The organism is Nocardia sp. PLKS1-43, assembly GCF_059510335.1.
Map to the genome: position 1 here is coordinate 524,076 of NZ_JCAJZQ010000002.1, position 26,435 is coordinate 550,510.

General features: G+C 66.9%; 23 protein-coding genes. 11 read left to right on the plus strand and 12 right to left on the minus strand.

The annotated features are described in order from the left end of the window. Positions 1–234: 234 nt before the first annotated feature. From AC5WS7_RS10300 to AC5WS7_RS10325, 6 genes are all read left to right on the plus strand, one after another. A complete protein-coding gene (locus tag AC5WS7_RS10300; RefSeq protein ID WP_495954187.1) occupies positions 235–1,593 on the plus strand; it encodes an MFS transporter in 1,359 nt (452 codons plus the stop codon). 103 nt (positions 1,594–1,696) lie between these two features. Then, positions 1,697–2,173, plus strand: coding sequence for a helix-turn-helix domain-containing protein (locus AC5WS7_RS10305; RefSeq protein ID WP_495954188.1), 477 nt, complete (start codon positions 1,697–1,699; stop codon positions 2,171–2,173). Positions 2,174–2,440: 267 nt separating this feature from the next. Further along, positions 2,441–2,905: a hypothetical protein gene (locus AC5WS7_RS10310; RefSeq protein ID WP_495954189.1), complete on the plus strand. Its 465-nt coding sequence runs from the start codon at positions 2,441–2,443 to the stop codon at positions 2,903–2,905. A gap of 189 nt (positions 2,906–3,094) precedes the next feature. Then, positions 3,095–3,859, plus strand: a complete 765-nt coding sequence (locus AC5WS7_RS10315) for an amino acid hydroxylase (protein ID WP_495954190.1) — start codon at positions 3,095–3,097, stop codon at positions 3,857–3,859. After that, on the plus strand, positions 3,856–7,797 hold the full coding sequence (locus AC5WS7_RS10320) for an amino acid adenylation domain-containing protein (RefSeq protein WP_495954191.1): 3,942 nt from the start codon (positions 3,856–3,858) through the stop codon (positions 7,795–7,797). Before AC5WS7_RS10315 ends, AC5WS7_RS10320 begins: the two co-directional genes overlap by 4 nt. Positions 7,798–7,967: 170 nt before the next feature. Then, positions 7,968–8,699, plus strand: a complete 732-nt coding sequence (locus tag AC5WS7_RS10325; protein ID WP_495954524.1) for an O-methyltransferase — start codon at positions 7,968–7,970, stop codon at positions 8,697–8,699. Positions 8,700–8,855: 156 nt separating this feature from the next. Here the strand turns inward: AC5WS7_RS10325 and AC5WS7_RS10330 are convergent, their stop codons facing one another. From AC5WS7_RS10330 to AC5WS7_RS10345, 4 genes are all read right to left on the minus strand, one after another. After that, positions 8,856–9,785: an alpha/beta fold hydrolase gene (locus AC5WS7_RS10330; RefSeq protein ID WP_495954192.1), complete on the minus strand. Its 930-nt coding sequence runs from the start codon at positions 9,783–9,785 to the stop codon at positions 8,856–8,858. Between the two features lie 942 nt (positions 9,786–10,727). Next, a complete protein-coding gene (locus tag AC5WS7_RS10335) occupies positions 10,728–11,210 on the minus strand; it encodes an SRPBCC family protein (protein WP_495954193.1) in 483 nt (160 codons plus the stop codon). Next, on the minus strand, positions 11,207–11,542 hold the full coding sequence (locus AC5WS7_RS10340) for an ArsR/SmtB family transcription factor (RefSeq protein ID WP_495954194.1): 336 nt from the start codon (positions 11,540–11,542) through the stop codon (positions 11,207–11,209). The genes AC5WS7_RS10335 and AC5WS7_RS10340 overlap by 4 nt, the downstream gene beginning before the upstream one ends. A 139-nt stretch (positions 11,543–11,681) precedes the next feature. Continuing rightward, on the minus strand, positions 11,682–12,596 hold the full coding sequence (locus AC5WS7_RS10345; protein ID WP_495954195.1) for a hypothetical protein: 915 nt from the start codon (positions 12,594–12,596) through the stop codon (positions 11,682–11,684). A gap of 401 nt (positions 12,597–12,997) precedes the next feature. Between AC5WS7_RS10345 and AC5WS7_RS10350 the strand changes: the two genes are divergently transcribed. After that, positions 12,998–13,888 (plus strand): alpha/beta fold hydrolase, encoded by an 891-nt coding sequence (locus tag AC5WS7_RS10350; protein ID WP_495954196.1) that lies wholly within the window; start codon positions 12,998–13,000, stop codon positions 13,886–13,888. 396 nt (positions 13,889–14,284) lie between these two features. On the opposite strand, the gene AC5WS7_RS10355 is transcribed toward AC5WS7_RS10350, so the two are convergent. Beyond that, positions 14,285–14,941, minus strand: a complete 657-nt coding sequence (locus tag AC5WS7_RS10355; RefSeq protein ID WP_495954197.1) for a hypothetical protein — start codon at positions 14,939–14,941, stop codon at positions 14,285–14,287. A 214-nt stretch (positions 14,942–15,155) separates the two neighbouring features. On the opposite strand from AC5WS7_RS10355, the gene AC5WS7_RS10360 reads away from it, so the two are divergent. Further along, positions 15,156–16,769 carry an alpha/beta fold hydrolase gene (locus AC5WS7_RS10360; protein WP_495954198.1) on the plus strand — a complete coding sequence of 538 codons (1,614 nt, stop codon included), beginning with the start codon at positions 15,156–15,158 and terminating at the stop codon, positions 16,767–16,769. A 157-nt stretch (positions 16,770–16,926) separates the two neighbouring features. Here AC5WS7_RS10360 and AC5WS7_RS10365 read toward each other — a convergent pair whose 3' ends face one another. Next, the gene (locus tag AC5WS7_RS10365; RefSeq protein WP_495954199.1) at positions 16,927–17,646 is read right to left on the minus strand and encodes a MerR family transcriptional regulator; all 720 of its coding nucleotides are present in this window, start codon (positions 17,644–17,646) and stop codon (positions 16,927–16,929) included. A 41-nt stretch (positions 17,647–17,687) separates the two neighbouring features. Then, the gene (locus tag AC5WS7_RS10370) at positions 17,688–19,112 is read right to left on the minus strand and encodes a serine hydrolase domain-containing protein (RefSeq protein ID WP_495954200.1); all 1,425 of its coding nucleotides are present in this window, start codon (positions 19,110–19,112) and stop codon (positions 17,688–17,690) included. 125 nt (positions 19,113–19,237) lie between these two features. On the opposite strand from AC5WS7_RS10370, the gene AC5WS7_RS10375 reads away from it, so the two are divergent. After that, positions 19,238–20,053, plus strand: a complete 816-nt coding sequence (locus AC5WS7_RS10375; RefSeq protein WP_495954201.1) for an AraC family transcriptional regulator — start codon at positions 19,238–19,240, stop codon at positions 20,051–20,053. A gap of 8 nt (positions 20,054–20,061) precedes the next feature. Here the strand turns inward: AC5WS7_RS10375 and AC5WS7_RS10380 are convergent, their stop codons facing one another. The 3 genes from AC5WS7_RS10380 to AC5WS7_RS10390 form a co-directional block, all read right to left on the minus strand. Beyond that, positions 20,062–20,925: a TIGR03619 family F420-dependent LLM class oxidoreductase gene (locus AC5WS7_RS10380; RefSeq protein ID WP_495954202.1), complete on the minus strand. Its 864-nt coding sequence runs from the start codon at positions 20,923–20,925 to the stop codon at positions 20,062–20,064. Between the two features lie 72 nt (positions 20,926–20,997). Continuing rightward, positions 20,998–21,375, minus strand: a complete 378-nt coding sequence (locus AC5WS7_RS10385) for a MerR family transcriptional regulator (RefSeq protein ID WP_495954203.1) — start codon at positions 21,373–21,375, stop codon at positions 20,998–21,000. Positions 21,376–21,530: 155 nt separating this feature from the next. Beyond that, positions 21,531–23,252, minus strand: coding sequence for a hypothetical protein (locus tag AC5WS7_RS10390; RefSeq protein ID WP_495954204.1), 1,722 nt, complete (start codon positions 23,250–23,252; stop codon positions 21,531–21,533). Positions 23,253–23,324: 72 nt separating this feature from the next. Here AC5WS7_RS10390 and AC5WS7_RS10395 point away from each other — a divergent pair, with 72 nt between their 5' ends. After that, positions 23,325–23,498 carry a hypothetical protein gene (locus tag AC5WS7_RS10395; RefSeq protein WP_495954205.1) on the plus strand — a complete coding sequence of 58 codons (174 nt, stop codon included), beginning with the start codon at positions 23,325–23,327 and terminating at the stop codon, positions 23,496–23,498. Positions 23,499–23,655: 157 nt separating this feature from the next. Here AC5WS7_RS10395 and AC5WS7_RS10400 read toward each other — a convergent pair whose 3' ends face one another. Beyond that, positions 23,656–24,216: a TetR/AcrR family transcriptional regulator gene (locus AC5WS7_RS10400; RefSeq protein WP_495954206.1), complete on the minus strand. Its 561-nt coding sequence runs from the start codon at positions 24,214–24,216 to the stop codon at positions 23,656–23,658. Positions 24,217–24,313: 97 nt separating this feature from the next. Here AC5WS7_RS10400 and AC5WS7_RS10405 point away from each other — a divergent pair, with 97 nt between their 5' ends. Further along, positions 24,314–24,748 carry a DoxX family protein gene (locus tag AC5WS7_RS10405; RefSeq protein ID WP_495954207.1) on the plus strand — a complete coding sequence of 145 codons (435 nt, stop codon included), beginning with the start codon at positions 24,314–24,316 and terminating at the stop codon, positions 24,746–24,748. 86 nt (positions 24,749–24,834) lie between these two features. Here AC5WS7_RS10405 and AC5WS7_RS10410 read toward each other — a convergent pair whose 3' ends face one another. Beyond that, positions 24,835–26,418 carry a GMC family oxidoreductase gene (locus tag AC5WS7_RS10410; protein WP_495954208.1) on the minus strand — a complete coding sequence of 528 codons (1,584 nt, stop codon included), beginning with the start codon at positions 26,416–26,418 and terminating at the stop codon, positions 24,835–24,837. Between the last annotated feature and the right edge of the window lie 17 nt (positions 26,419–26,435).

The window sequence follows — 26,435 nt, forward strand, 5'->3', positions numbered from 1 at the left end:
CCGACTTGAAGCGCTCCAGCATTGCCACGCGAAGCATACGCCGATCGACTGCGCAAGCCTTGTGGCGCCTACGTCGGGATGTTAACTTCGACATCCAGATTGTTCGACAATCATGTGCGCATGGTGTGGACACCGAGCCCGGACGCGCGGGACCTCGCACCGCGGCGCGCTCGAACGCCGGACAGGTCGCTGCTGCGGGTCTGTTGTGCCCGTAACCAGTTCGAGGAGACGAAGATGTCGACTGTCCAGGACGATCCGACGCCCGACGCACACGATTCCCGGCGAACGCGCAATGCGGTATTCGGTGCGGCGTTCGGGTTCTTCGTCGATATGTACGACGTGTACCTGCCGACGGTGACGCTCGTGCCCGCGATGATCTACTTCATTCCGGCCGATATGCCGCCGAACACCAAGGCCGTCACCTCGGCGCTGGTTTTCGTCGCGACCCTGCTCGGCCGGCCCGTCGGCTCGATGATCTTCGGCTACTTCGCCGATACGGTCGGGCGACGCCGGGTGACGCTCTGGGCGGTGGCCGGATGCACGATCGCGACCGCGCTGATCGCCGTCCTGCCCGGCTACGCCGATATCGGCCTGGCCAGTACGGCACTGCTGATCGTGCTGCGATTCGTGGACGGGGTGTTCATGGGCGGCGGGTACACCGGGTCTACGCCGCTCGCCATGGAGGCATCGCCGAAGGGGCGGCGCGGATGGTACGGCGGTTTCATCGGCGGCGGCTCCGCCCTCGCCAACTGCGTCATCGCCGTGGCGACCCTGGTCGTGCTGCAATTCGCGCACGAGGGTGGTCCCCATGCGGCATATACGGTGTGGGGCTGGCGAATTCCGTTCGCGTTCGGCGCGGTGCTGTCGATCGTCTTCCTGATCTACTACGCGCGGTCCGTGGACGAATCGGCGGCCTGGACGTCGACCCGGAAGACGAGGAATCCGATCCGCGAGATCGTGCTGGGATCACAGCGTCGCGACTTCGCGCAGATCTTCGTGCTGATGACCGGAGTGTGGTTCGCGTCGAGTATGGCCTCGGGCATCCTGCCCACCGCGCTGCACGAGGACAGCCACCTGACCGCCACGCAGGTCACCGGCGTGCTGGTGATCGCGCAGGGGATCCACGCGCTGTTCTTCCCGTTCCTGGGACAGCTCAGCGAAAGGATCGGCAGGCGCCGCTTCATCGCATGGAACGGAGTCGCCGTCGGTGTGATCTGCGCGGGTAGTTTCGCGCTTCTCGCGCTGGGCCGGTCGAGCGGATTCTTCGCACTGGTGTTGGTCGCGTTGGTGATTCGGATGACCGGCGGCAGCGTCTTCGCGGTGACGCCGTCCTACCTGTGTGAGCGTTTTCCCGTCGCGGCCCGCGGCACCGGCTTCGGACTCGGTTACAGCACACCGCTTTTGATCACCTCGTTCTACGCCTATTACCAGAACTGGCTGGGGCACTTGATGCCACGCGATTTCAGCCCGGCCGTACTGCTGGTGCTCGGTGGCGTACTGATCACCGGCGGCGCGCTCCTGGGTCCCGAGACCCGCCATGCCGACCTGTCGGACGACTCGGGACGCGTCGGGAAGAACATCGCGGTCGGCTGAGTCTCGGTAAGCGGCACCGGACTACCCACGCACGCCGCGGCAACCTCGCCGCCTTCGCCGCACCGCGCAAACCGCCGACACTCACCATGCGAACGGAGAGGCCGTGACGACGAACGACAGCAGCGATGACAACTCGACCACATTGCCGCGACGGCAGCTGGGCCAATACCTCGAGGAGAACCGATCGGCAGCCGGACTGAAACTCGAAGACGTTGCACCACTGATGCAATGGTCCGCATCCAAACTGTCACGTATCGAAGCGGGCAAGTCCCCGAACGTGCGGGTCGTGGATGTCGAGGCGCTGTGCAGGATTTACGACATCGAGGACGAGAAGGTGATGGCGGGTCTCATCGGCCTGGCGAAACAGAGCGCCGGGAAGAGTTGGTGGCAGGCCGTGGCATACGCCCGGTATCGGAGCAAGCTGCTCATGTTGTCCCGCGACCTGAGCGCCGGGACCGTGGCCGGCACGCCGATTCACTTGCTTGGTCCCGACCCGGTCTGCCCTCGGTACGGTGCGCACGCCGGGGCGGTGGGCGTTCGGGACCGCTACCTTTCCGGTACCGCACCAAGTCGCCGGTGATACGAGACCATTCGAGCCAGCTCTGAAACCCACCGGTCTCCTGGCGTCCAGGTGATGCGGGCCGACCGAGGTGCGGCTGCCCGTAGCGTGGCGCCTGCCACGCAAGCGTGCCCTGACGTACCGTTGCACTTCGAGCTTCGATCGCCGCTGCCCCTACCGTGCGGAAGAGCAACCGCTATGGATAAAGCAGGCCCCTACACGCCCGCAGAGCGACAGAGAATTCGACGTGACCAGCAAGATCCGTCCTGGACGGCCTGGCTGGCCCGCATGGACGAGCAGATCGAGACGTTTCTGAACACGACCGTGCCGGACATGCCATCCGACCCCTGGACAGTCGACGGACTGCGTCACGCCGAACGGGCTGCGCTGCAATTGTTTCCCAGCGGCACGGCGGGAAATTCGCAGGCGCTCATGCGGGTGACCGACCAGTTCCATCGGTATTTCGGCGAAGTGTTCCGCCGCAATTTCGCTGGAGAGTGGTTCAATGCCCCCGCGGACCGATCATCCGTTGGCGTGATCGCACCGATGCTGAAGGAACCTTACAAGCCGGTATATCTGGACATCCTTCCGATACTGGCGGCAGCGCTGGTGCTGGGCACCGGCGAGGTGTGGCGACAGATTTTCACGTGGTCCGAACAGGAGTATTTGGACTGGAAGTTCGCCGGGCAGGCGCCGATCACCAGGTGGGTCCACGCCCGCCAGGACGGCCCGGGCCCAGGCGGATTCGGCTGATCCACCGGGACGCGAAACATACTCGAGAAATACGCTGCGCCAAACCACTTTCCACCTCACGAGCCGGCGTTGCCATGTGTTTGCGGGCAGTGTTCGCGGGTACTCGCGCTGAAAACGGGTCAGAGCCGATCGATTTCGAGCGGTGACGGGCTACGCGGCCCAGGCAGGTCGACGAGAGGATTGATTGCGATGACGGTTGGTCTCGACGTTCGATCCGAGCGAAAGCGCGTTGCCCGCGCATGCCGCCCGGGTCGGCCCTTGCCCGATTTCGCCTACAGCAACGACGAGAACGCGCTGTGGTCGCGTGTCTTCGCGACGCTTCGCGCCATGCACGAGCAACTCGGTTGCGCGCACTATCGTTCGGCCGCTCGCCGGATCGAACTGCCCGCCGCCCAGGTGCCACAACTGAGCGAGGTCTCCCGCACGCTTCGTTCGCTGACCGGCTTCGAGCTCGCGCCGGCCGTCGGGAGCCAACCGGGTCGGCTGTTCTACGGCTCGATGGCCGACGGCATCCTGCACGCGACCCCGGATGTGCGGCCCCTGACCGAGCAGGCGTTCTCGCCGGACCCCGACATCATCCACGAACTGGTCGGACATGCGGTGATGCTCGCCGATCCGGAATTCGCGGAACTGTATCGCTGCTTCGGGCGCGCCGCCAACCGCGCCGACTCGGATGAGTCGAGGACAGCGATCGCGCGGTTGTTCTGGTTCACCCTGGAGGTCGGCGTGGTCGCCGAGAACGGGAGGCCACGCGCGTACGGAGCCGCGATCTTGTCCTCGGTCACGGAAATGGAGTCCTTCGTGAACGCGGATTTGCGGGAGTTCCGAGTCGAGGACATCATCGCCAGCGGCATCGACGACAGCGTTTGCCAGCCAGTCCTTTTCGTCGCCGATTCGGTCGGCCGCATGATGGACGAGGTAAAAGGCTTCCTCGGGGAAAGCGTCGCTTCGTGACGGCCCTGCCTGCTGCTGTCAGCGCGACTCCGGAACCGGACTTCTTCGAATTATCGGTCGCACAGTACGAACTGTGGCTGGCACAGCAATTACATCCGGAAGTTCCGTTCACCATCGCGCAATACACGGACGTGCGGGGCCATCTCGACCTCGAATTGCTGCAGCACTGTGTCCGGGAAGCCGGCCGCGAATTGCAGTCTCCGCACGTGCGATTCGCGATTGTCGATGGCCGGCCTCGGCAATACCTCGACCGCGACCTGGACACCGGGTTCGACTGCGTGGACCTGAGCGATCACCCCGACCCCCAACGTGCCTCACAGGTCTGGATGAGCCGCGACCATCAAGCCGGTATCGACCTGACGGACGCCGAGGTGACGAAGACGGTGCTGTTCGTCCTCGGCCCCGATCGATACCGCTGCTACGCGCGCAGTCATCACATCGCGGTGGACGGCTTCGGCGCTGCCCGAGTTCTCCAGCGAACGGCCGAATTACATCGCGCCGCGACCGAAGGCCGGACCGCACCGCCGTGCCGTGCGGTGTCCCTGACCGAGATCGTTGCGGCCGAGCAGCGGTATCGAACCTCGCCGCGTTTCGCGGCCGACCGCGTGTACTGGGCAGAACATCTCGCCGGTCTCGATCACGTGACACGGCTGAGTGCCCGGTACGCCGCACCGTCGGCGCGGCCGCATCTCGCGCATGCCACCGTCGACGCGGCGGTTATGGCCCGGCTCGCCGCGGCCGCCGAGCGGTACGGCACCGGTATGGCCGAGATGCTGGTCGCGGCGGTGGCCGCGTTTCTGGCGCGAATGACCGGTGACACCGATATCACGGTCTCACTGCCGGTCGCCGGTCGCACCACCGCGGCGCTGCGGCAATCGGCGGGGATGGTTTCGAACGTGGTGCCGTTGCGGGTTCGGGGCGTGGCCGACAGCTCGGTCGGTGAGCTGGTCCGAAAGGTCCGCCTGAGCATGATCGGCGCGTTGCGCCACCAGCTGTACCGGCACGAGGACCTGCTGCGTGACCACGGCGTGGGGCAGGCCGGCCGCCACGGTTACGGCCCGCTGGTCAACGTGCTCACCATGCCCGGCAGCATCGCCTTCGGCTCCGCCCGCGGACGAGCGCAGCTGCTTTCGGCCGGACCGGTCGAGGATCTGGCGATCAGTTGCTACCGGTTCGGCACCGAGCCCTTCACGATCGATTTCCATGCCAACCCCGGCCTGTACGGAGCAGAGGAGGTAGCGGGGTACCAGCAGCAGTTCATGAACTGCCTGCCGCGGTTCGCGGGCGCTCACGGCGAGGACAAGGTGTTCGCGGCTGTCGCCGGTGAGCACACGATCGCTGCCCCACGGCAGCCGAGCCGGCGGCGGTTGCTGCCGGAGTTGCTCGCGAGCGGGATCGGTTCCGGCGAACGGATCGCACTGCGCGGCCCGGACCGGTCGGTGACCTATGGCGAACTGGACCGGACGAGCGCACAGTGGGCGCGCGAGCTGATCGCGCACGGCGCCGGGCCGGAAGTTGTTGTCGCGGTGGCCTTGTCCCGGTCGGTGGAATCGGTCATCGCACTGTGGGCGGTTGCCCGTGCCGGCGCGGTGTACTTCCCGGTGAACCCCACCGACCCCCCGGTTCGGGTGGCGAGGCTGATCTCCGATTCGGGTGCGGCGCTGGGACTTACTCGCAGCGAGTGGCGAACTCCCCTGGCGGACACGGCGATCGACTGGCTGATGCTCGACAGCGCCGAGTTCACCGCCGCCGCTGGATCACGGTCCACCGCCGCGGTGACCGACGCGGACCGGACGACACCGCTGCGTGCCGCTCACTCCGCCTATCTGATCTACACATCCGGATCCACCGGAGAGCCCAAGGGGGTGCTGAGCACCCACGAGGGCCTGGCCACACTGGCGGACGATTTGCGCACCCGCAACCGCATCAGCAGCGAATCAATAGTGGTGCAAGCACATTCGCCCTTCTGCGATGCGTCGATGCTGGAATATCTGTCCGCATTCGCCGCCGGGGCGGCCCTGGTAGTCCTGGCGCCGGACATCGTTGCCGGACAGCGGCTTGCACAGGTGATGCGGGACGACGCGGTCACGCACCTGGTGGTCACACCGGCGATTCTGGCAACGCTCGACCCGGACCGATTGCCGGCGCTGCGGACCGTCACCGTCGGCGGCGACAAATGCCCGCCCGGACTGGCCGCACGATGGGCGAGCCGGTTGCCGATGTTCAACTCCTACGGCCCCACCGAGGCCACCGTCGTGGTGACGCAAACCGATCCGCTCGACCCGGACGCGACGATCACGATCGGCCGGGGACTGCCGGGAGTGCAGACTCTCGTGCTGGATTCCCGGCTGCGCCCGGCTCCTCGCGGCGCCCGGGGCGAACTGTATCTGGCCGGTGCCGCGCTGGCGCGCGGGTATCTGGGACGGCCCGGGATCACCGCGCACAGTTTCGTGGGAAATCCCTACGGGCAGAATGGAAGCCGGATGTACCGCACCGGCGACGTCGTCCGCGAGCAACCGGATGGAACGCTCGAGTACCTCGGCCGGGGCGATGTTCAGATCTCGCTCCGAGGACAGCGCATCGAGCCATCCGAGGTCGAGCGCGCGCTGGCCGCGGACGACGCGGTCGATCAGGCCGTGGTGCGGGTGTGGGCGTCCGAGACGCTCGGCGACCGGTTGATCGGCTACGTCGTGCCGGCAGCGGCGGCGAAGGAGCACTTCGACCGCGCCGCCGTATCGGCCCGGTTACGGACGGTCCTGCCGCCCGGCATGATTCCGGCAGTGCTGGTCCCGTTGACCGAGATACCGATCAATCCGAGCAGCGGGAAGACCGATCGATCCGCTCTGCCGGATCCACAGACGCTGCCGCGCCCGGCATTTCGCGCGCCGGCATCGCAGATCGAGCGCACGGTGGCGGACACGATCGCCGAGGTGACCGGGCAGACTCGGATCGGCTTGGACGACAACTTCTTCGAACTCGGCGGCAACTCGTTGCTGGGAGTCGAACTGTGCCGGCGACTATCGGAACGGACCGGCACCACAGTGCCGGTCGCGTCGCTCTTCACCCCGACCGTGCGGACGTTGGCTGCCGCGATCGAATCCACCGCCGCGGGCGCGAACAACGGTATGCCCCTCGGCGGGTCGGCGCTGCAGCCGGTTCTTCCGTTGCGGGGCAACGGTTCCGGGACGCCGTTGGTATGCCTGCATTCGGCTGTTCCGCTGTCATGGTGCTACTCGGGCTTGCTGCGATATGTCACCGACCGGCCCGTCTACGGGCTGCAATCCCCGGCCATTTCCGGGCAGTCGCGGCGATATCGCAGCGTCGAGGAACTCGCCGAGGTGTATCTGGACGAACTCGCGCGCGTGCGGCCCGAGGGTCCATACCATCTGCTGGGCTGGTCCCTGGGCGGGCAGCTCGCGCACGCGCTCGCCCTCGGGCTGCGCGACCGAGGGCAGCAGGTGGATCTGCTGGTCATGCTCGACAGCGTGACCTTCGGCGACGGCGCGCCCCGGCCCTGCCCGCCTACCGTCCGCGATCTGGTCACCCACCTGCAGGGCAATGAATCAGCCACTCCGGACACCCGGCCGCTCACTCTCGATGAAGCGGTCGACCTGCTCGCCACCAGCACCGGGCCCGGACACGGGCTGACCCGCCGGCAGCTCGAGCGCCTGCACCAGGGCTATGTCGACAGTGTGGCGATGTCCGCGTCCTACCGGCCGGGGTCGTACGATGGCGATCTGCTGTACTTCTCGGCGAGCAAAGGCATCACCGGCGAACTGACCGCCGATATGTGGCGACCGTATTTCACCGGACAGATCACGCAACATTCCGTCGACGTGACTCACGCCCAGATGACCAACCCCGAGGCGCTCGCGGTCATCGGGCCGATCCTGGAAGCCGAACTGAATCGGCGGCAGGGCGAAGGGAAGGACATGTGAGCAAGCATTCGGCTGCCATCACGGCATCGGCAGTATCGGTCGCGTCGTCGATTCTGCTGAGCGCGCGACGGCCGAGAGTGCTCGGTCTGCCTCTGCCCCGGTCGGTGCTGGCCGCCATCGCCGCACTCGCCCTGGCAGTCGCCGCGAACGAGTGCGCCGGCAAACCGGTGATGTTTCTGCGCTGGTCGTATGTGCGGTTCCTGTTCGGCCTGCGGCACATGGGCGCCACCTGGCAGGTCGGCGACGGTCGCGAACAAGCCCTGGCCGACTACGTGTGCGCGCATGCGCGCAAGGACGATATCGACGACGTCATCCGGACCATCGACGAGTTCTCCTACACCAAGAGTTACCTGATCAACATCGGTGACGAGAAGGGCAGGATTCTCGATCGCGCCGTCGCCGCGGCACATCCGCACCGCCTGCTCGAGCTCGGAACCTACTGCGGTTACAGCGCATTGCGGATCGCACGCGCGATGCCCGCCGACGCCGTGCTGTACTCGATCGAATTCAGCCCGGCGAATGCCGCGGTCGCCCGGCGGATCTGGGATCACGCGGGCATCGGCGAGCGCATCGTCGTGATCGTCGGCACCCTGAGCGACGGAAAGACTCTCGACACACTGCGCCGCGAACATGAGTTCGCGCCCGGCACAGTCGATTTCGCGTTCCTCGACCATGAGAAGGACGAATACCTTCCCGATCTCCGCCGGATCCTGGACCGCGCCTGGCTGCACCCCGGTTCGGTCGTCGTGGCAGACAACGTCAAGTACCCGGGCGCCCCGGAGTATCGCGCATTCATGCATCGCCATGAGGGCACCCACTGGCACACCCGAGAACATCGCACGCACGCCGAATACCAGAAGGTCCTCAAAGACCTCGTCCTCGAATCGACCTATCTCGGCTGATCGGACGATGCGGCCCGCTCAGTAGCTAATCTCCGGTCAGCCTGGGTGCATCACTCGCGGGCGGCGGGCCAGGCTTCGCGCCCGCCTGGTCGGCGTTCGATGCGTTCGGCGGACCTTCGGGCCGCCCTTCGAGTGGACGACCAGTTGTCTCGCAGCTCAGTGCTGCGCGGCGAAGTCGTCGATCAGGGTGCCGGTGGGGCCGGGCTCCTCGATCATCGGCGTGTGACCGCAGTCCAGGGACACGATCCGGACGCCCGGGACTCGCCGGTAGTCCTGGTAGGACGTCGGCATGAAGCGCTTGTCCCCGGAGCCGTAGATCACCATGGTCGGCACATGCAGCGCCACGAGCCGGTCCGGTTCGGACTCGGCCCGCAGGTAGGCATCCGACGCGTTCGAGGTTTCGGTGAGGCTGCGGTACGTCATGCCCCGGACCGCGGCGACGATCGGGGCGGGAATCGACACGTCGCGAGTGAAGGCACTGCTCAGCAGGTACCGAATAGCGGCGTCCGGCAGCAGCGGCCACAGCGGTTGCCCGATCGCCGGGTTGAAGAACAGACCGCTGACCGGGCTGTTGTCGGTGTACGCGTCGAGCCGGGCACCGGTATCGATCAGCCCGAGCGCCGACACCAGACCACGGCGCTGTTCCGCCAACGAGGTCGCCACATAACCGCCGGTGGAATGTCCGACGAGAACCGCGTGGCGCACGCCGAGCCCATCGAGTACCTCGCCGACCCGCCTCGCCTGCTCGGCCATTTCGTAACCGCTGTCGGGCTTGGCCGATTCACCGTGCCCGAGCAGATCGATCCGCACCACGTACCGATTCCGCAGGGCGGGCATCACCTGGTCCCACCATATGGTCGATCCGGCCAGCCCATGCAGCAGAACCACCGCATGCGCGCTGGGTACCCCGCTGGCGACGACATGGATATCGCCGCCGGGGAGATGGACCATTCGATCCGCGGATGCGGGCGGTGCGGCTGTCGCGACGCCCGGCATGTTGCCCGCGAACATCGCGGCCGACACCGCGGCGATCATCAGTGCGATCCGTCGACGCCGTGTCTTCGCGGTGGTGGTGGTCTCGTCCATCGGTCCTCCTGCGGTCCGTTCGTGAGACCACCACCCTGCTGGCAGACGACGGCTTGCGTCTTGAAGAAATGTCAGGGTCTCGGTACCGGCTGACCGATTCGGACAGGCGATCGTTGCACAGTGGCCTATGGTTCCGGTCACAATCAGTCCGCTGCTCGGTCCCGGGATCCGTTCCTGTGTTCACTGTGTCCCCGGCAGGACGCAAATATGAGCAACCTGAAAAACACCTGGTCGTCGCAGGTTTGCATCGGGTCCGAGACCGCGATCTGACGCGGGCAGGCCGACCGCTGTGACGCGACTGGGTGGCCGTCGAGGTGCTTCCGCCCCCGACCGAGCCCGTGTGGCCGGCGGGAACGGCGTATTCGGTGCCAGCGGTCAGTATGGCGTGGGCCGCGCTGAACACCGCAGCCATCGGGTGAGGGTGTGGATCGCGGCCAGGTAGACACACTATCTGCGGTAATTCGCGACAACCTGGGCATACGCATTAGCGGGTGATCCCGCGTTGGCTTGACTCAATTGCACGACGGTTCAACCACCACGGAACCAACATCACGAGATACGCTTCTGGCACAACGGTTTTGCCCACCAGCCACGCCCGTCGGGAGGCAGTCCCCTCGGACCGGTCCGAGGGGCCGCCGCCGAGTTGGACGGAGTAGAAGATCGATACCTGCTCGGAGGCGGAGTGCGGCGGATGTTCCGGGCCGAACAGCGGGATACCTCGAGGCGCGCGAAGCGGGCGGTGAAGCGGCCTCCGGTGTTGCTGTAGCACAGGCACATTGCCAGGTCCGTGTCGATCCAGCAGGTGTCGATCGTGTGCAGCGCGTGGGGCTGGCGCGAATACCACACCACGTTCTCGGCGACCGCGATCGCCCAGCGCTGCCGGTCGCCGGGCAACAGATCGCCGTAGAGCGAATCAGACAGCCGCTCACCACCATCGGCGGTTCATGCGGCGGAGGCGGGCTTCGCGTAGCCGTCCTGCAGCGCCGGCCAGCCGCCATCGGAGCCGACCGCGTCGCGCATGGATTGCCAACCCTCGCCGTGGTTTTCGAATCCGGAATGCACCAATGTGACCGCGGTGCGCCCGCTGTCGACAGCGGTGAAGGTGACATCGACCCGGCTGGTCTTGGCCTGGTCGGGCTGGAACTGCCAGTCCAGGGAAATGTCCCAGGAGAAGGCGAAGTAGGTGGGGCGATCCCATACCAGCACCCGACCCCACGGGCATTCGGTGCCGTCGGTCTCACGGCCGAACAGCCGCCCGCCGACGCGAGGCTCGACGACAGCCTCGGCGAGAGCGCCCGCCCCGATGTGATGTTCACGCGGCCACCAGCTGTTCATGCCAGTGGTGAACACGTCGTATGCCTTCTCGATGGGCGAATCGACGGTGAACTCGACGCGTACTTCATTGTCGTTCGACTGCTGTGTCATGACTGCTCCTCAGGTTCGCCCGTGCGGGCCGGTTTGTTCACCTCGTCGCGAAAAGCCGACATCGCTGTCGACCAGAAGTGGGTGAAGTACGTGCGCAACGCCTCGATTCCAGCCGGGTTGAGCCGGTAGAGCCGGCGGGTGCCCGCCGCTTCGTCGACCACCAAGCCCGCTTGCTTGAGCACCTTCAGATGCTGCGAGACCGCGGGCCGGCTCACCGGCAGTTCCGCGGCCAGTTCGCCGACCGCGCACGGCCCGCGGCCCAGCCGCTCGAAGATCGCCCGCCGAGTCGGATCGCCCAGCGCGTCGAGAGCGTCGTTTTGGTAAGTCCCCACGAACCGTAAGTCTATACTTACCGATGTCGGGCACGCAACGCCCTGGAATCCGGCCTTTCAGCACACTGACAACCGTCGTTGTGGGGTAGACGGATTGCGCGCGTCGACCGCTGCCGCGACCGATACCGCGTGGGCCCGCTCAGACGCCGGGAGTCGATTGCTTGCGGGCCCGTTCGACGCGGCGTTCGACACCCTTCAGGTGTTTCCGCGCACGCTCCAGGGCCTCGCGAGCCGAACGCTCGGTGGCGGCCGTGAATCGGTGGCGGTGTTCGGCTTCGGTCAGCTCGGCACGCAGAGCTTGGATGCGGTCGTCGAGATCAGCGAGATCGGCGGCCGCGGTGTCGTGGTCTGATCGGGCGGAAGTCACAGCGGCGCGGGCGGATTCGACTTCGGAGAGCATCTCCTCGAGCTCGCGCCGCGCCTCGGCCTGCGGATCGGGGGCGGGCTTGTCGGCAGCGGCGGGATCAGCGCGGCGACGAGTCCGCGCGGCCGAGTCCTCAGTGCGATCCTCGGTGGGATCGGCTGTCGGCGAGCGTGTTCCGAGGCCGCGGTGCTCAGCGCCGGGGACCGCGGTCAGCGCGGCGGGGCCGAACCCCTCGTAAGTGGCTGCGGCAGTGAGGGTTCCGGCGCGCAGCTTGTCGGCGACCGACTGATCCGCCAGTGCTGCCTGCAGGCTCGTGCCGATATCCCGTAGGACGGGCTCGGTCAGGCGCTGGCCCCGGCCCCCGGCCAGCTCGGCGGCCTTGCGGGTGACGGCGGTGACCACTTTTTGCCGCTGCGGAGTGAGGGCACGCAGCTGTTCGGCCGACAGTCGGCGCTGGGCATCCCGCAGGGCGTCGCCCACCTCCAGCAGTGCGCGGACCTCATCGCTCGCCTCACGAGACAGCAGATTCAGCGCCCACGCGGCGACCGTCGGCCGCCGGAGCTTGCCGATGGCGGCGGCCAGAGCCTTGTCCCCGGCGTCGCGGGCTTGGCGCGCCCGCTCGGTGCGGGCGGCCACGAACTCGGCGGGCGGGAGCCCGTAGAGTTCGGCCACAACCTGGTCGAGCGTCATACCGCCCTAGCGTACGGGCACGCTCACCGCCCGCCCGTGGGATGCCACGGGCAGCGATTGACCGGCCCGGAACCGGGCCGCGACGACCCAGCCGCCACCGCCGCCCGCACAGCGGTCTGCCTCGTAGTGGCGCTGAGCGAGCGGTCTACGTGGTGAGATCGACTGTGGTGCAGGACATCCGCTCTTGCCGAGTGGCATGCGTTCTGGATGTTGTCATCGGGCGACCGGTCTTCGTGCGTGATCACGAACTTGTCCACGACACGCGCGCCTTGGAGCCGCTATGCTCGGCGACGATCAGTTGATGCTCGACGTGTCCCGAGGAGGCGGTACCGACATGCTGGTATCGCATCGCATATATACAGCGGAGATGATGGCGATGTCGATGGCGCCCAGGCGCGCTCGTGCAGCCCGGTGACCGCGGGCCGGCATTGCGCGCGCCGGTGCCCGATGGAGCGACATCACGCTATGCGGCGGTCAACGGCGTGCGGCTCCATTACGTGATCGCCGGCAGCGGCGATCCGGTTCTGCTGCTTCATGGTTGGCCCGAGACCTGGTATGCGTGGCGCAAGGTCATCCCGGTACTGGCAGCCCGGTTCACCGTGGTCGCGCCCGATATGCGCGGCTACGGCGATTCCGAACGCCCCGCCGACGGCTACGACAAAGTGACGGTCGCAACCGACCTGCACGAACTGATGCGATCGCTGGGATTCGGCCGCGTTCACCTCGTCGTCCAGGACATGGGCGGGCCCGTGGGCTTCGCTTATGCGGCAAGCTTTCCGGCGGATGTGCGCGACTTCGTCTTCATCGAGAGCGCTGTTCCGGGGTTCGGCCTCGAAGCGGCGATGGATGTAGCCCACGGCGGCAGCTGGCACATGGGTTTCAACATGGCCCATGGGATCAACGAGGTGCTGGTCGCCGGGCGCGAGCGGCCGTTCATCGAGTATTTCTACCGCCGCGGCACACTGCAGCCGGACGCGCTGACGCCGGCCGACATCGACGAATACGCGCGCAGCTACGCCGCAGGCGGCCTCGTGGCGAGCTTCAACTATTACCGGACGCTGCTCGACGACGCGAAAGTCAACCGCGACAAGCTCGCCGCGAAACGGCTCGCCCTCCCAGTGCTCTCCCTCGCAGCCGAAAACGGGTTCGGTGACCTCTCCCACGCCTCGATCGCGCAGGTCGCCGACCACGTCGAGCGCCAGACCATCGCCGAGGCGAAGCACTTCCTGGTGCAAGATCAGCCACAGGCGGCCGCGGAAGCGATTCTCAGCTTCTTGACGCGCACAGAATAGGACGCCGCAACCGAATAAGCGGCTGCACAGACGCATCCGGCCACCTCGGCACCAATGCGCTGTCCGGCGGATTGGGACTTCACGCTTCGGCAGCTGAGTCGGCGATGGGATCGCCGGTGCCGCAGTAGGCAACTACTGCCCGTTCAATATCCCGGTCGGCCTGGGGCCGACGCCAGGTCCGCCGGCGTCTACCGGTTCCGCTGGATGGAGGACTTTCCGTCGGCCGAACTTGCCGGTGCCCCAAGGCATTCCGAACCGAGGCCACGGCCGAGAACAAGGCTGATTCCGAGACCGGCCTACAGGCGACTTCGGAGCGTCGGTGTTACTTTCGGAGTCGCCTGCACAGATGTCCGAAGTCCTCTGCACCCGCGTTGATGGGTGGCCAAGCGCACGCAGCTAACTGAGGATGATTCTGAGTCCGATGGCGGCTGCGGCAACGGCGGCGACGATGAGGATTGCCGCGACGACCCGCGATGTCATCGGCAGTGCTGCCTGCAGGTGGGCGAGCATGCGGTGTCCGGCCGTGGTGGGACAGAGCAGTAGCGCGATCGTGAGCGCGGTGACGGGCGCAACCGCGATCACGACGAAGACCGTGGACAGTCCCAAGCGCGAGGCAATGGTCTCATTGGCCATGACGGCGATGGCACCGTAGAACGGTGCCGAGGTCAGCGACTGGGCCGTCCAGGTGATCAGACCGAGCGCGCTGGCTGCGACCGGGTGCAGATCGTGGTGCACCGGCAGCGACATCGGTGGGCGGAGGAACCCGTGCACCGCCACACCGATGACCAGTAGCGCGACGACCACCACGATCACCGCAACAGCCGTCGGAGACAGAGAGTTCAAGGCCCGGTGCACAAGTTGCAGGATCACCGTGAACGAGAACACCAGGGTCAGCGCCAGCCCGCAGATCCCACCGATCATGAACGACACGGCTGTCCTCGCATACGCCCACCGCGACGCGCTCGATATCCACGCGAACGAGACCGCAAGCAACGCCAGGACATTCGCGGAGTCCACCACCGCCAGCGGAACGATCGAGAACAACGAATTCATAGCCCCGTGATTGTGCAGCAGCACGCTCACAACCGGCTCGATGACCCCCCGCCCGGATCACCTGCCCCCTCACGCCAGACACTCTGCGGGAGGCGATACGCAATCCAGAGCAGCTGCACGGGGCCCACCGCCCGGCTCGCTATCTGCCGGCCGAGGTTCGCCGGCAGGTCCGAAAACACCGGACGGCGGGTCCGGGTCGCGCAAGGATGGCCGCATGACACTGCCTACCCTGCCCGAGGAGTCCTTCCGGCGTGTGCTCTGCGTCGTCGCGCATCCCGACGACATGGAATACGGCACGTCCGCGGCCGTCGCACGCTGGACCGCGCGCGGTATCGAGGTCGGTTATCTGCTGCTCACCCGCGGCGAGGCAGGCATGCCGAACCCTCCCGCGGAGACCGCACGCCTGCGCGCCGCCGAGCAGCAGGCGGCCTGCGCCGTCGTCGGTGTCGAGCACCTGACCGTCCTCGAACATCCCGACGGCGTGCTCGTCTACGGCCTCGACCTGCGCCGGGACATCTGCAGGGAGATCCGCCGGTTCAAGCCCGACGTCGTACTCGGCAGCGGATACGACATCGAGACGCCCTACGGCTTCGACCAGGCCGACCACCGCGCGGCCGGACTCGCGACCCTCGACGCGGTGCGCGACGCGGGCAACCGGTGGGTCTTCCCGGAGCAGATCGACCACGAAGACCTCGAACAGCACTCGGTGCGCTGGTACATCGTCCCCGCACTCGCCGGCTCCGCGACCCACGGCGTCGAGGTCACCGGGGAGCCGCTGCGCCGCGGCGTCGCCTCCCTGAAGGCGCACGCCGCGTACCTGGCCGCGCTCCCGGACCACCCCGCCCCCGAGGACTTCATCCCGCATTTCACCTCGATGAGCGGCAAGACCATGGGCGTCGAGCACGCCGTCCTGTTCCGCGCCCACGACCTGCAAGCGCCGCCGGGACTCGCCACCGACGACCCGCAGGACGCAGACGAAGAGGTCCCGACGAACCCGTCGAGCAGCGGTCACCTGCCACTCAACGGTCTGAGCATCTACTACGAAGTGTATGGAGAACTCGGCCCGTCGGAAACGTCGCCGCTGCTGCTCATCCCCGGCGGGTTCATGGCCACCGACTCGATGAAGTCGTGGGTGTCCGCGTTCGCGAGCACGCGCACCGTGATCGTCTTCGATCAGCAAGGGCACGGCCGCACCCCGGACACTTCGCGCGAAATGTCGTACGAGCAGTTCGCCGACGACGCCGCGGCGTTGCTGCGCGCGTTGCAGATCGAGCGCGCGGACGTGCTGGGCTACTCGCAAGGCGGCGGGGTCGCAATACAACTCGCGCTCCGCCACCCGAATCTCGTCGGCAAGCTGGTCTCGCTGGCGGCCACCTACCGCGCCGACGGCTGGTACCCGTCCGCGCTGGAGGGCATCGGAGGTCTCAACGCGGCAGCGTTCGCCGGTACTTCCGTCGAGAAGGCGTTCAAGCAGCACACTCCCGACCCCGCGGCCTTCGACGCCTACCTGGAGAAGATGAAGCGCCTGGCGATCGACGATCAGAACATCAGCGACGCGCAGATGCGTTCGATCTCCGCGAAAACGATGGTCATCGCCGGTGATACGGATGCGGTGAAGCCCGAGCACGCGCTGGCGATGTTCACACTGCGTGGTGGCGGCGACGAGGAAGCCGCAGCGTCAGGGACGCTACAGAGAGTTCCGGCCGCGCGCTTGGTCATGCTGCCGGCGACGTCGCATCTCGGCGTCTTCGGCCAGTCGGCGGTACTGGCGCCGATGGTGAACGCGTTCCTCGACGATGTGCTGCCGACCACACCGAGACTCTTCTAGGCTCACCTCGCACGCAGCAAGCGAGGTCGTCCACCGGTCATACAAAGCATCCGCTCACGCCGCTGGACGGGCGGTCCGCACGCCGAGATCGAGCTGCCGCTGAGATGTCCGCACAGAGCGTTGGTCTGGCCATTTGCGCGGTCCCGCACCAATGAGGCTAGTCACTGACGAGTTGGGCCAGGCGGTCCCAGGCCGGGGATGAGGCCCCGGGCTGGGATCGTGCGACGAACCGGGCGGCGGACGGGTTGTGCACGGGCTGGGTCTCGGATCGGCTGTGGTGGTTGGCGAACCAGTTTCGGATGCGCTCCGCGAGGGCGGGGAGGCGCGGATCGTCCGGCGACCAGTCGTAGGCGGCGTCTTGTTCCAGGTAGATGGCACGGAACTCGGGATCGGTGATGAGTTCGCGTTTTTCGGCTATCCACATGGCGGCGTCCTCGGGTGAGGCTGTTTGCATGAGGATCCAGCCGTCGCGTTCGAGTTGGATGTGGCGTTCGCTGATGCCGAGTTCGCGCAAGTCGTCGAGATGGTCGGCGACGTCCGAGGAGACGAAAAGCCGGTCGCCGCCGCGCAGTTGGGTGAGCCGGTCGCGAGTTCGCCGCAGTTGCGCGATGCGATCTCGCAGGTCACGGTCGATCTCGGCGATGGCCGCGGCGAGCGCGTCCGGGTCGCTGTCGAGGAGATCCTTGATGCGGGCCAAGGGCACGCCCGCATCGGCCAGGGTTCTGATCTTGACCAGGTCGATCGCGTCTTGGGCGGTGTAACGCCGGTAGCCGGACGAGTCGCGGTCCGGTTCGGCCAGCAGACCGCGCTCGTGATAGTGCCGGATGGTTTTGGTGGTCACCCCGGCGTAGTCCGCCAGCCGGCCGATCGTGATCATGGTGGAGATCCTTCCACTCGGCGGCGGGCCGCACCGGATGGTCAGGCCCGCCTGGTCAGACGACCGCCGCCGTTGCGGAATCGCGCCTGACCATCTCGGATGTCGTGGTAGGACACGAGCAGCAGGCGCAGGTATCCATCGAACCCCTCGAGCGGGAATCCTGCGGGCGCGAAGAGACCCGGCCGGATCGGCACATAGCGCCGGGGCGGGCCGGAGGTCGCGCCGCCGGCGAACGCGGTGAAGATCCGCTCCTGAGATTCGTCGGCCGGTTCGTAGGTCATCCGTTCCTCGAGTTCACCATCGACGATGCCGACGTCGACACGGAGCTGATCGGATCGATAGGTGCCAACATACGGGGTGAGGTCGACGCCGGATTCCAATTCGGTTATCAGAGTGGGGATCTCGATGCCGAGATGGTCGCTCAGAAGCCACTGCAGGATCTGGTCGTGCAGCATCATCGCCCCGGAGGTATTGCCGAAGGCGGTGAAGACCAGATCGTGTTCGGGCACGACGCACAGGATGGACACGCCGCCGGGCGACGCTCCCGACATGGCCAGGACGGTTGTATCGCCGAATGGATACAGCACCCAGCCCAGGCCCATCGGGGGGACGTTCGGGCTGCCCATATCGAAGCAGACCTGCCGCATCAGCGCGGTCGACGCGGTCGTGAGAACCCGTTCCCCGGTGGGCGACACACCGCCCGCGAGATGTGTGCGCCCGAAGGCGAGCAGGTCTGCGATCGTGCCGATCGGCGTGCCGCCCGCCGGCCCCCAAGTGTCGGGCAGCGTGAACATGGCTGTCGGCTTGGCCGCCATGGTCTCGGGGTCATTGAAGTGGCCGACGGCGGTGCTGCGCAGGATGGCCTGCTCGGCCGAGGTGCTGGAGTCGCGCATGCCGACCGGAGCGTAGATATCGCGCTCGAGCAGTTCGGCGAACGGCAGGCCGGTCACCGCTTCCAGCAGGCGTCCCGCCACGATCATGCCGCCGTTGGAGTAGCTGACCTGCTCACCCGGTTCGAACAGGGTGCCGCAGCTGCCCGCGAGGCCCTCGACGTAGATCGTCAGGGCGTCGCGGCCCTCGGCATCGGGGAAGAACAGGTCCGCGTCGATGCCGTTCGTGTGCGAAATCAGATGCCGGACAAGGACTTTGTCCGCGGCACCGGGTACGGTCAGGGCGAATTCGGGGAGGTACTTCACGACCGGTGTGTCGAGGTCCAGCACTCCGCGCTCGACCTGTTGGAGTACCAGCGTGGTGGTCATGACCTTGGTGACGGAACCGAAGAGGAATCCGGTGTCCTCGAGCATCGGTGCGCCGGTAGCGACGTTGGCGGTGCCGTGGGCGATGACGGTCTGTTCGCCGGCGTGGTAGACGCCGGCGACGAACCCGGGAACGTTGTTGGACTCGCAGTAGCCGGCGACCTGCTCGCGGATCTGAACGCCGACGGTCTGCAGTGCGTTGTTGTTCATGCGAACCATCCTCGAACCTTGCCCCTGGGGCAAGGTCAAGCCGGAAACGGAGAAAGCAAGGGAGCACTTCCCACCTGGGCGCCGCCCAATGGCTGCCCATCCTGGACGCCTCGTATGATCGCGATGTGGTTTGGGAGATCACGCGACCACTGCGGACACCCGCGCTGCGCGGCGTCGACATGGCCGGATTCCGCGTTCACGACGACGGCCCAACTCTGCTGCGCGTCATACCGCATCCGGCTGTCACGGTGGCGGTCACCATCGGTGGGGACCGCTTCGAGATCCGGGACCCGTGGGGGCGAACCCACAGCGGCGATCTGGCCCTCGGCCTGACCGACGCCCCCTGCGCGGTGCGCTTCGACGACATCGAGTGTGTGCAGGTCCGCCTCTCACCGCTCGCCGCATCGGCCGTTCTCGGGCTCCCACTCGCCGAATTGGCCTCGGGCGCAGTCCGTCTCGATGATCTGTGGGGCCGTGACGCGACACGCCTCAGCGAGCGCCTGAACGAAACATGTAGCTGGCCCGGACGATTCGCGCTGATCAGGGCGGCGTTAGCGGCACGGCGGTGCGACGACCGCCGCCGCGCCGCGCCGGAGGTTGCCTGGGCCTGGCACCGAATCGTCTCCGGCAGAGGCCGATTCCGCGTCGAACACCTGGCCGCAGAGGTCGGCTGGAGCCGGCAACGGCTGTGGTCACGCTTCAGCAACCAGATCGGCCTCAGCCCGAAACGCGCCGCCATGTTGGTCCGATTCGACAACGCCATGCATCGACTGGTCCGGGGCCTGTCCCCCGCGCAAGTGGCGGCCGACACCGGTTACGCCGACCAACCCCATCTCCACCGCGACGTGCAGCGATTCACCGGTAATCCGCTCACCTCAGCGGCAGGCGAACCGTGGCTCGCGGTGGACGACGAGGCCTGGCCCTCGAGCACTGCGGACTGAAACAGACCTCACCGCCGCGGCGAAAGACCGAAACGTTCGGCGAATTCCGACATTTCGTCGTGTTGCCGCGCGGGATCGGCGCCGGCGAAGCCGACGACGATCCGGTCCACGCCGTGCTCGGCGAATTCCTCGCCGCGTTCGACGGACATGTCGGCCGACCCCCAACGGGTGTACTCGATTTCGGCTGGATCACGGCCCGCGTCGATGGCGGTCTTGCGAGCCAGCTCGATTTGGCGGTCACGTTCGTGTTCGGTCAGCATGCCGCCGGCGAAATACCCGCTGCCGCGTCGCCCGGCGCGCTGCGCCGCTGCCGCGCTGGAGCCGCCGATGTGGATGGGTAGCGCCGTCGTCTCGTGTGGTTTGGGGTAGCTGCACAGGTTGTCGAAGGCGAAGAATTCGCCGCGGTGGCAGACCCCGTCCGGACCGCCCGCCCAGAGCAGCCGCAGCACGTCGATGGCCTCGTCCGCGCGGCGACCCCGGCTCCGGAATTCGACACCCAGCGCGCGGGCCTCGCCGGGCAAGGCACCGAGACCTACGGTGAGCAGCCGCATCCTGCCTCGGGACAGCACGTCGATGGTGGCCAGACGCTTGGCCAGGACCACCGGATGCCGGTACGGCAGCAACAGCACGCCGGTGCCGAGCAGAATCCGATCCGTTACCGCGGCAACGAAACTCAGGCAATCCAGCGGATCGAAGTACGGCAACGTCGGCGGCAGCTCGCCCGCGCCGTAGTCGGCGCCGGGATACAGCGCGATATGGTCCTGGACATACAGTGCCTCGAAACCCAGGTTTTCCGCGTGCCGGGCGAACGCTACGAGGCGATCGGGGTCGGTGCCGTTGAACGCCGTGTTGTAGCTGGTCGCGAACCGCATTGCGAGGATTCCTTCCGGGTACTTACAGTGAGCCGGCCGTCGCCCTGCGGACTCGACCGTGGGACGGCGGTGCTAGAGGGAGAACTCACATTTCGGGGCCGGCTCGCCCACGGCGCTGATCCGCGCGCTCACCTGTCGCCGCACCGCGGAGAGCTTGTCGATCGCGTCGTCGATCTCGGCGAGCTTGCGGCGCAAGGAATCCACCGATTCCGGGCATTCGTCGCCGGACCGGTGGCCGGTGCGCAGACAGGTCACGAACGGCCGGGCATCGGCCAGGTCGAAACCCAGCTCCAGCAACGCCCTTATCTTCCGCACGATTTCGAGTTCGTGCTCGTCGTACACGCGGTAACCGTTGGCCGACCGCTCGGGTTGCACGAGTCCGTGCTGCTCGTAGTAACGCACGGTGCGCGCACTGGTACCGGCACGCTCGGCCAGCTCTCCGATCAGCATGTGAACTCCTCTCGAGACCGCTGCGGCAACGGTAAACCTTGTCACCGGCGTCAAGGCAATACCGCGTGCGGGTATCCACCGCAGCCGGCTCCGCACTGCGGCGAACCGTCAGCGGTCGACCACGCACCTCGCCGCGGCCGAACCTCGACCACGGTTCAGTGGAAGGTCACCGTCTGGCCCGGCCGAAGGACCGTTCCGCATTCACCCGCCTTCTGATAGTCGGGCAGCAGGTGTGGCAGGACACTGCCCGAGTACTCGCGCAGTTGCCGGAGTTGCCCGTCGCCGCGAACGACGTCTTTGCGGACCCAGTCCTCGTCCGGGCTCGAGGTGTTCTGGGACTGCTGGATGCGGTAATAGTCGCGTGCCATACGCGGATCGAGGGTAAGGCCGTTGCCCATCCAAATCCCGTGGCTGTGAACGAAAGTGGGGCGGAGGTCCTCGAATACGTAATCGGCGAAACCGATATCGGCCTTGCCGGCGTCGATGTCCGCGATCCGCGCGTCGGTGAGTCCGGCCATATCGACCAGGCGCAGACGGGATGTGAGCGAACTTCCGCCCATGTCGGGGGCCAGCAGTGTGCCCTTGTCCAGGCCCAGGATGTCCGCGTAGCCGTTGAAGTAGCGCCCGAATCGAAGGGCGATCCAGCACAGCGGCACATCCGAATCGGCGCGGTAGGCCTTGGCGTCGCCCGCCCATGCGACGCCGGACGGGATCAGCGCGACGACCAGGATCAGCGCGACCAGCACCCGCCCGCGGGTACGCAAGTCGGTCAGCACCTGAGCCGCCGAGACCACGACGACGTATGCGCCCAGAGCCCACACCGGAGTGGCGAACCGGAACTGCGCCATCCAGTCCGGCCGCAGCACACAGTAGGCCAGGATCGCCAGCGCCAGCGGAACGAGCAGGGCGACAAGGCTTTCACGGCGCGCACGCGGTCCGGCAAGGGCGAGCCCCACGACCGCTAGGCCGGCGACAACCGCGGGTGCGCCCGCATAGTGCACCAGATCGAGAACCCTGGTCAGCTGGTGCAGGGTCGGTGACGCCTGATGCTTGGCGACCGCCGTGTTCGGGACGAGGCGGCCGAACTCGCTGATCCGCCACAGCAGGTACGCTCCGAACGGAAGCGCGAATGCCGCAACGGAATACAGCGAATGCCGAAGCGCGGTGAGCCACGTGGCACGCCGCGCCAGGAATACCGAGACCAAAGGGTATGCGGCCAAGTAGATCAGGCCGTCGGGCCGAGTCAGCGCCGCGAAAGCCGCGGTCGCCCCGACTGTCACCGCGACGGCCGGTGTCCACAGTCGCTGGTCCGCCACCGCCAGGAACATGCGGACGGCGAGAACACATACGGCCAGCGCGAACAGCGAGTTCTCCAGCCCGGAGAAACACCAGATCACGAACGACGGAATCAACGCCAGCACAATGCCGGTGGCGAGCGTGACCAGCGCGGGCCACCGCGTCACCCGCCGCGCGGCGACATGGCAGGCGACGAGGATTCCGGCACAGCACAGCAGCGCGATCGCCTTCGGATAGAGGGCGAAGTCCGGGATGCCGAAAAGGGAGCCGGAGTCGAACAGACGGCACCATTTGCCCACCACGAGCACGAGAAGCCAAGTGGGATCGGAGAATCCCTCGACCGGTTCCGCACCGGGCTGCAACACCGGCCCCAAGCCGGCGGCGACGCTGCGTGCGTAGGCGAACGTGATTCCGGCATCGTCCACCACCCATTGGCCGTATTGGGCCGCCCGCCACGCCAGCAACAGCACACCGCTCGCCACCGCGGCGAACGCTGCCCAACCCGACCGGCCACGCCCTTGCCGCACACCCTCCGACACCCCGGCGGAAGCTTGCGGCCGGGCTGCCACTACCTCGATCATTCGTCAGAACCCACGTTCGAAAGATGCTGCCAGGGAAGGCAACAGCCCTCGCGCCCGCCCCAGAATTTCCGATTGAACCGATTGATCCTGAAACACCCGTCCGCAGCTGTCAATTCGGTTGTCACCGACTCGGGTAACTTCGTCGAGGGCGAGCCGCAACGGCCTGCGAGCAGCCTGGAACAAGGCCTCGACCGCAGCCTGCTCGCCGACGCCCGCGGCGCGGGCGGGTCGATATCCTCCACCTGAGTTCTCCGATGTCCTTGTCGCAGAACACATGCGGCTCGGACCACGGACAGCAGGCCAGGACCGTTCCGGCCTGCCGCGCCGTGCGGGCGGCACGAGACGGCCGACCCGGTGGACGGCGGCTACCGATCCCGCAAGGCCGAGCCCCCGGCGGGACGACTCAGCCGAACTCGACAGTGGCGAGCATGCGGCGGGCGAGTTCTTCTGGATCCCCTTCGCCCAGTCGCGAATCCCGCAGTGCGCCCTCCCGGCACAACGACGCGTAACCGTGCACGAGCGACCAGGCGGCCAGCTCGACATCTCGGCGCCGGTCCGGGGGTACGCCGGTTCCAGCGACGCCCGCACGCAGGAACTCTCCGGAACGGTCTCGGGCACTGACCAATTGCTCATTGCCGGTATCGAGCAGATCGTGGCGGAACATGACCTCGAAGTGCCCGGGGTGCAGCCGCGCGAACCTGATGTACGCGACCGCGACCTCGCGGAAATCCGCTCCAGCACTGCGCAATTCGTCGGCGAGCAGGCCGAATCCCTCGATCGCGAGTTCGGTCAGCATGCCTTGGCGATTGCCGAAGTGGTGGGCAGGGGCCGCGTGCGAGACTCCGGCGCGCTGCGCGAGGGCGCGCAGCGAGACCGCGTCGATGCCCTCGGCCGCGATCTGTTCGGCTGCCTCGGCCAGCAGCACCGCCCGCAGGTCTCCGTGGTGATAGCGGTTCCTGGTCACACGATGATCATCGTCCATAATCTAGACATTGACAAGTTTCGCTCGCCGCCATAATCTAGACACCGTCAAGATTTAGCCGCTAGCTCAGGAGTCCCTGATGGCACCAGTTGTCGTTCTCGTCGTCGTCAGCGGCGTCGTCCGCCTCGCCGGTTGGCTTCTGCTCCCCGGCTGGCTCGATTCCTGGCCGCACGCTGTCCGCATCGGCCTCGCGGCGATGTTCGCGCTGACGGCCAGCGCTCATTTCCTGCAGCCCCGGCGCGATGCCCTGATCGAAATGGTGCCGCCCCGCCTGCCCAACCGGGCGGGCCTGGTCACCGCCACCGGAATCCTCGAATCGGCCGGCACCGCAGGTCTTCTCATCCCCCCGGTGGCACCGGTCGCCGCGATCTGCCTGGCCGTGATGCTGATCGCGATGTTCCCCGCCAATATCCGCGCGGCCCGCGCCGGCGTCGGCCTGAAAACCGTTCCGCTCCCGGCACGTACGGCATTACAGGTGTTGTTCATCGCCGCCTGCGTCCTGGCCGCGTTCTGAATTCCGTTCACCGAGTAGGAATCCGGCCTCGGGGCGATCGGCGAGCTTCGAACAGCAGCCGCCGATCACCCCCGATGTGCGAAAACTTATCCAGCCGTGAGGAATTCGGCTGCTTGCGCCCCGATGAACATGGCCGGCGCGTGTGTGTGGCCACGCACCAGCACGGGCATGACAGACGCATCGGCGACTCGCAGGCCCCGGACACCCCGGACCCGCAGCTGCGGATCGACCACACTGGCCTCGTCCGAACCCATCCGGCAGGTTCCGGCGGGATGGTAGAGGGTGTGCGAGTAGCCGTTGAGAGCCTTCGCCCGCGTCTCTTCCGATTCCGGCGCGCCGGGTGCGTCGGGCGGATAACACAGGCCGCGCAGTACCTCCTTCAGTGCCGCGGTCTCGGCCAGTTCGCAGCAGGCCGAGAGACCGGCCATGAGCGCGGCGCGGTCCCGCTCATCGCTCAGATACTTCGGGTCGATGATCGGTTTGGCCAGCGGATCCTTCGAGGCGAGGGTGATGGTGCCGCGGCTGTACGGGCGCAGCAGTACCGCGGCCAGGACCACGGCGTGCTCGGTGGGGTCGACGAGACCTTCGTGGAAGAACGGCGCCGGGGCGAAGACCAACTCCAGGTCGGGGTATCGGAGTTCGGGTGTGCTGCGGACGAATCCGTACGCCTCACCGACATTGGAGGTGAGCATGCCGCGATGCCGCAGCAGATAGTTCAGCAGTTGGACCGGCTTCTCGGCATCGAACAGGGAGTCGGAATCCACCCGGTAACCCAGGGCCGCGACGAGATGGTCCTGCAGATTGGCGCCGACCTCGGGGGCGTGATGACGCACCTCGATCCCGTGCTTGTCGAGTTCGGCGCGGTCGCCGATGCCGGAGAGCATCAGCAATTGCGGACTGTTGATCGCACCGCCGCACAGGATGACCTCCTTGCGCGCGGTGATCGTGTGCAGTGTTCCGCCGCGCGAATACTCCACGCCCACAGCACGATCCCCGTCGAACAGCACCCGGGTCGCGGTCGACTCGGCGAGCACGGTGAGGTTGCCGCGCTTCATGGCCGGACGCAGATATCCGTCGACGGTGCTCCAGCGGCGGCCACCGCGCTGAGTGACCATGGTCTGGGTGAATCCGCGCGGCTCCGGAAGGTTCGCCCCCTCCACGATGTAGCCGTGCTCGGCGACCGCCCGCAGGAACACCGACGTGGACGAACGCGGACTGCGCTGGTGGGAGACGTGCAGCGGACCCGCGCTGCCGTGATCGTCGCGAGCGCAACCCTCGACGTTCTCGATGGCGCGGAAATGCCTTACGGCCGAGGCGAATCCCCACTCGGCTCCCGCGGCTTGCGCCCAGTCGTCGTAGTCGGCCTCGAAGCCGCGCACCCACATCATGGCGTTCAGCGAGGAGGAGCCGCCGAAGGTCTTCCCACGCGGCCAGTACACCGACCGCCCGTCCAGACCCGGCTGCGGTTCGGTGACGTAATTCCAGTCGTAATCGCCCTGGAACAGCTTCGCGAAACCGGCCGGTATACGGATGAACTTGTCCTTGTCCGGCTTACCGGCCTCCAGCACCACCACCGACCGCGCCGAATCCTCACTCAGCCGCGCGGCGAGCACCGCACCCGCCGATCCGGAGCCCACGATCACATAATCCGCACCGACATCTTCGGTCACCCTGGCCGCCTTTCGTA

Excerpts from the sequence above, each read along its gene's own strand:
- AC5WS7_RS10405 (WP_495954207.1), top strand. The coding sequence starts at position 24,314 with ATGGCACCAGTTGTCGTTCTCGTCGTCGTCAGCGGCGTCGTCCGCCTC.
- AC5WS7_RS10335 (WP_495954193.1), bottom strand. The coding sequence starts at position 11,210 with ATGACACAGCAGTCGAACGACAATGAAGTACGCGTCGAGTTCACCGTC.
- AC5WS7_RS10360 (WP_495954198.1), top strand. The coding sequence starts at position 15,156 with ATGACACTGCCTACCCTGCCCGAGGAGTCCTTCCGGCGTGTGCTCTGC.
- AC5WS7_RS10330 (WP_495954192.1), bottom strand. The coding sequence starts at position 9,785 with ATGGACGAGACCACCACCACCGCGAAGACACGGCGTCGACGGATCGCA.
- AC5WS7_RS10385 (WP_495954203.1), bottom strand. The coding sequence starts at position 21,375 with ATGCTGATCGGAGAGCTGGCCGAGCGTGCCGGTACCAGTGCGCGCACC.
- AC5WS7_RS10345 (WP_495954195.1), bottom strand. The coding sequence starts at position 12,596 with ATGACGCTCGACCAGGTTGTGGCCGAACTCTACGGGCTCCCGCCCGCC.
- AC5WS7_RS10355 (WP_495954197.1), bottom strand. The coding sequence starts at position 14,941 with ATGAATTCGTTGTTCTCGATCGTTCCGCTGGCGGTGGTGGACTCCGCG.
- AC5WS7_RS10315 (WP_495954190.1), top strand. The coding sequence starts at position 3,095 with ATGACGGTTGGTCTCGACGTTCGATCCGAGCGAAAGCGCGTTGCCCGC.
- AC5WS7_RS10380 (WP_495954202.1), bottom strand. The coding sequence starts at position 20,925 with ATGCGGTTCGCGACCAGCTACAACACGGCGTTCAACGGCACCGACCCC.
- AC5WS7_RS10365 (WP_495954199.1), bottom strand. The coding sequence starts at position 17,646 with ATGATCACGATCGGCCGGCTGGCGGACTACGCCGGGGTGACCACCAAA.
- AC5WS7_RS10370 (WP_495954200.1), bottom strand. The coding sequence starts at position 19,112 with ATGAACAACAACGCACTGCAGACCGTCGGCGTTCAGATCCGCGAGCAG.
- AC5WS7_RS10310 (WP_495954189.1), top strand. The coding sequence starts at position 2,441 with ATGGACGAGCAGATCGAGACGTTTCTGAACACGACCGTGCCGGACATG.
- AC5WS7_RS10390 (WP_495954204.1), bottom strand. The coding sequence starts at position 23,252 with ATGATCGAGGTAGTGGCAGCCCGGCCGCAAGCTTCCGCCGGGGTGTCG.
- AC5WS7_RS10325 (WP_495954524.1), top strand. The coding sequence starts at position 7,968 with ATGTTTCTGCGCTGGTCGTATGTGCGGTTCCTGTTCGGCCTGCGGCAC.
- AC5WS7_RS10300 (WP_495954187.1), top strand. The coding sequence starts at position 235 with ATGTCGACTGTCCAGGACGATCCGACGCCCGACGCACACGATTCCCGG.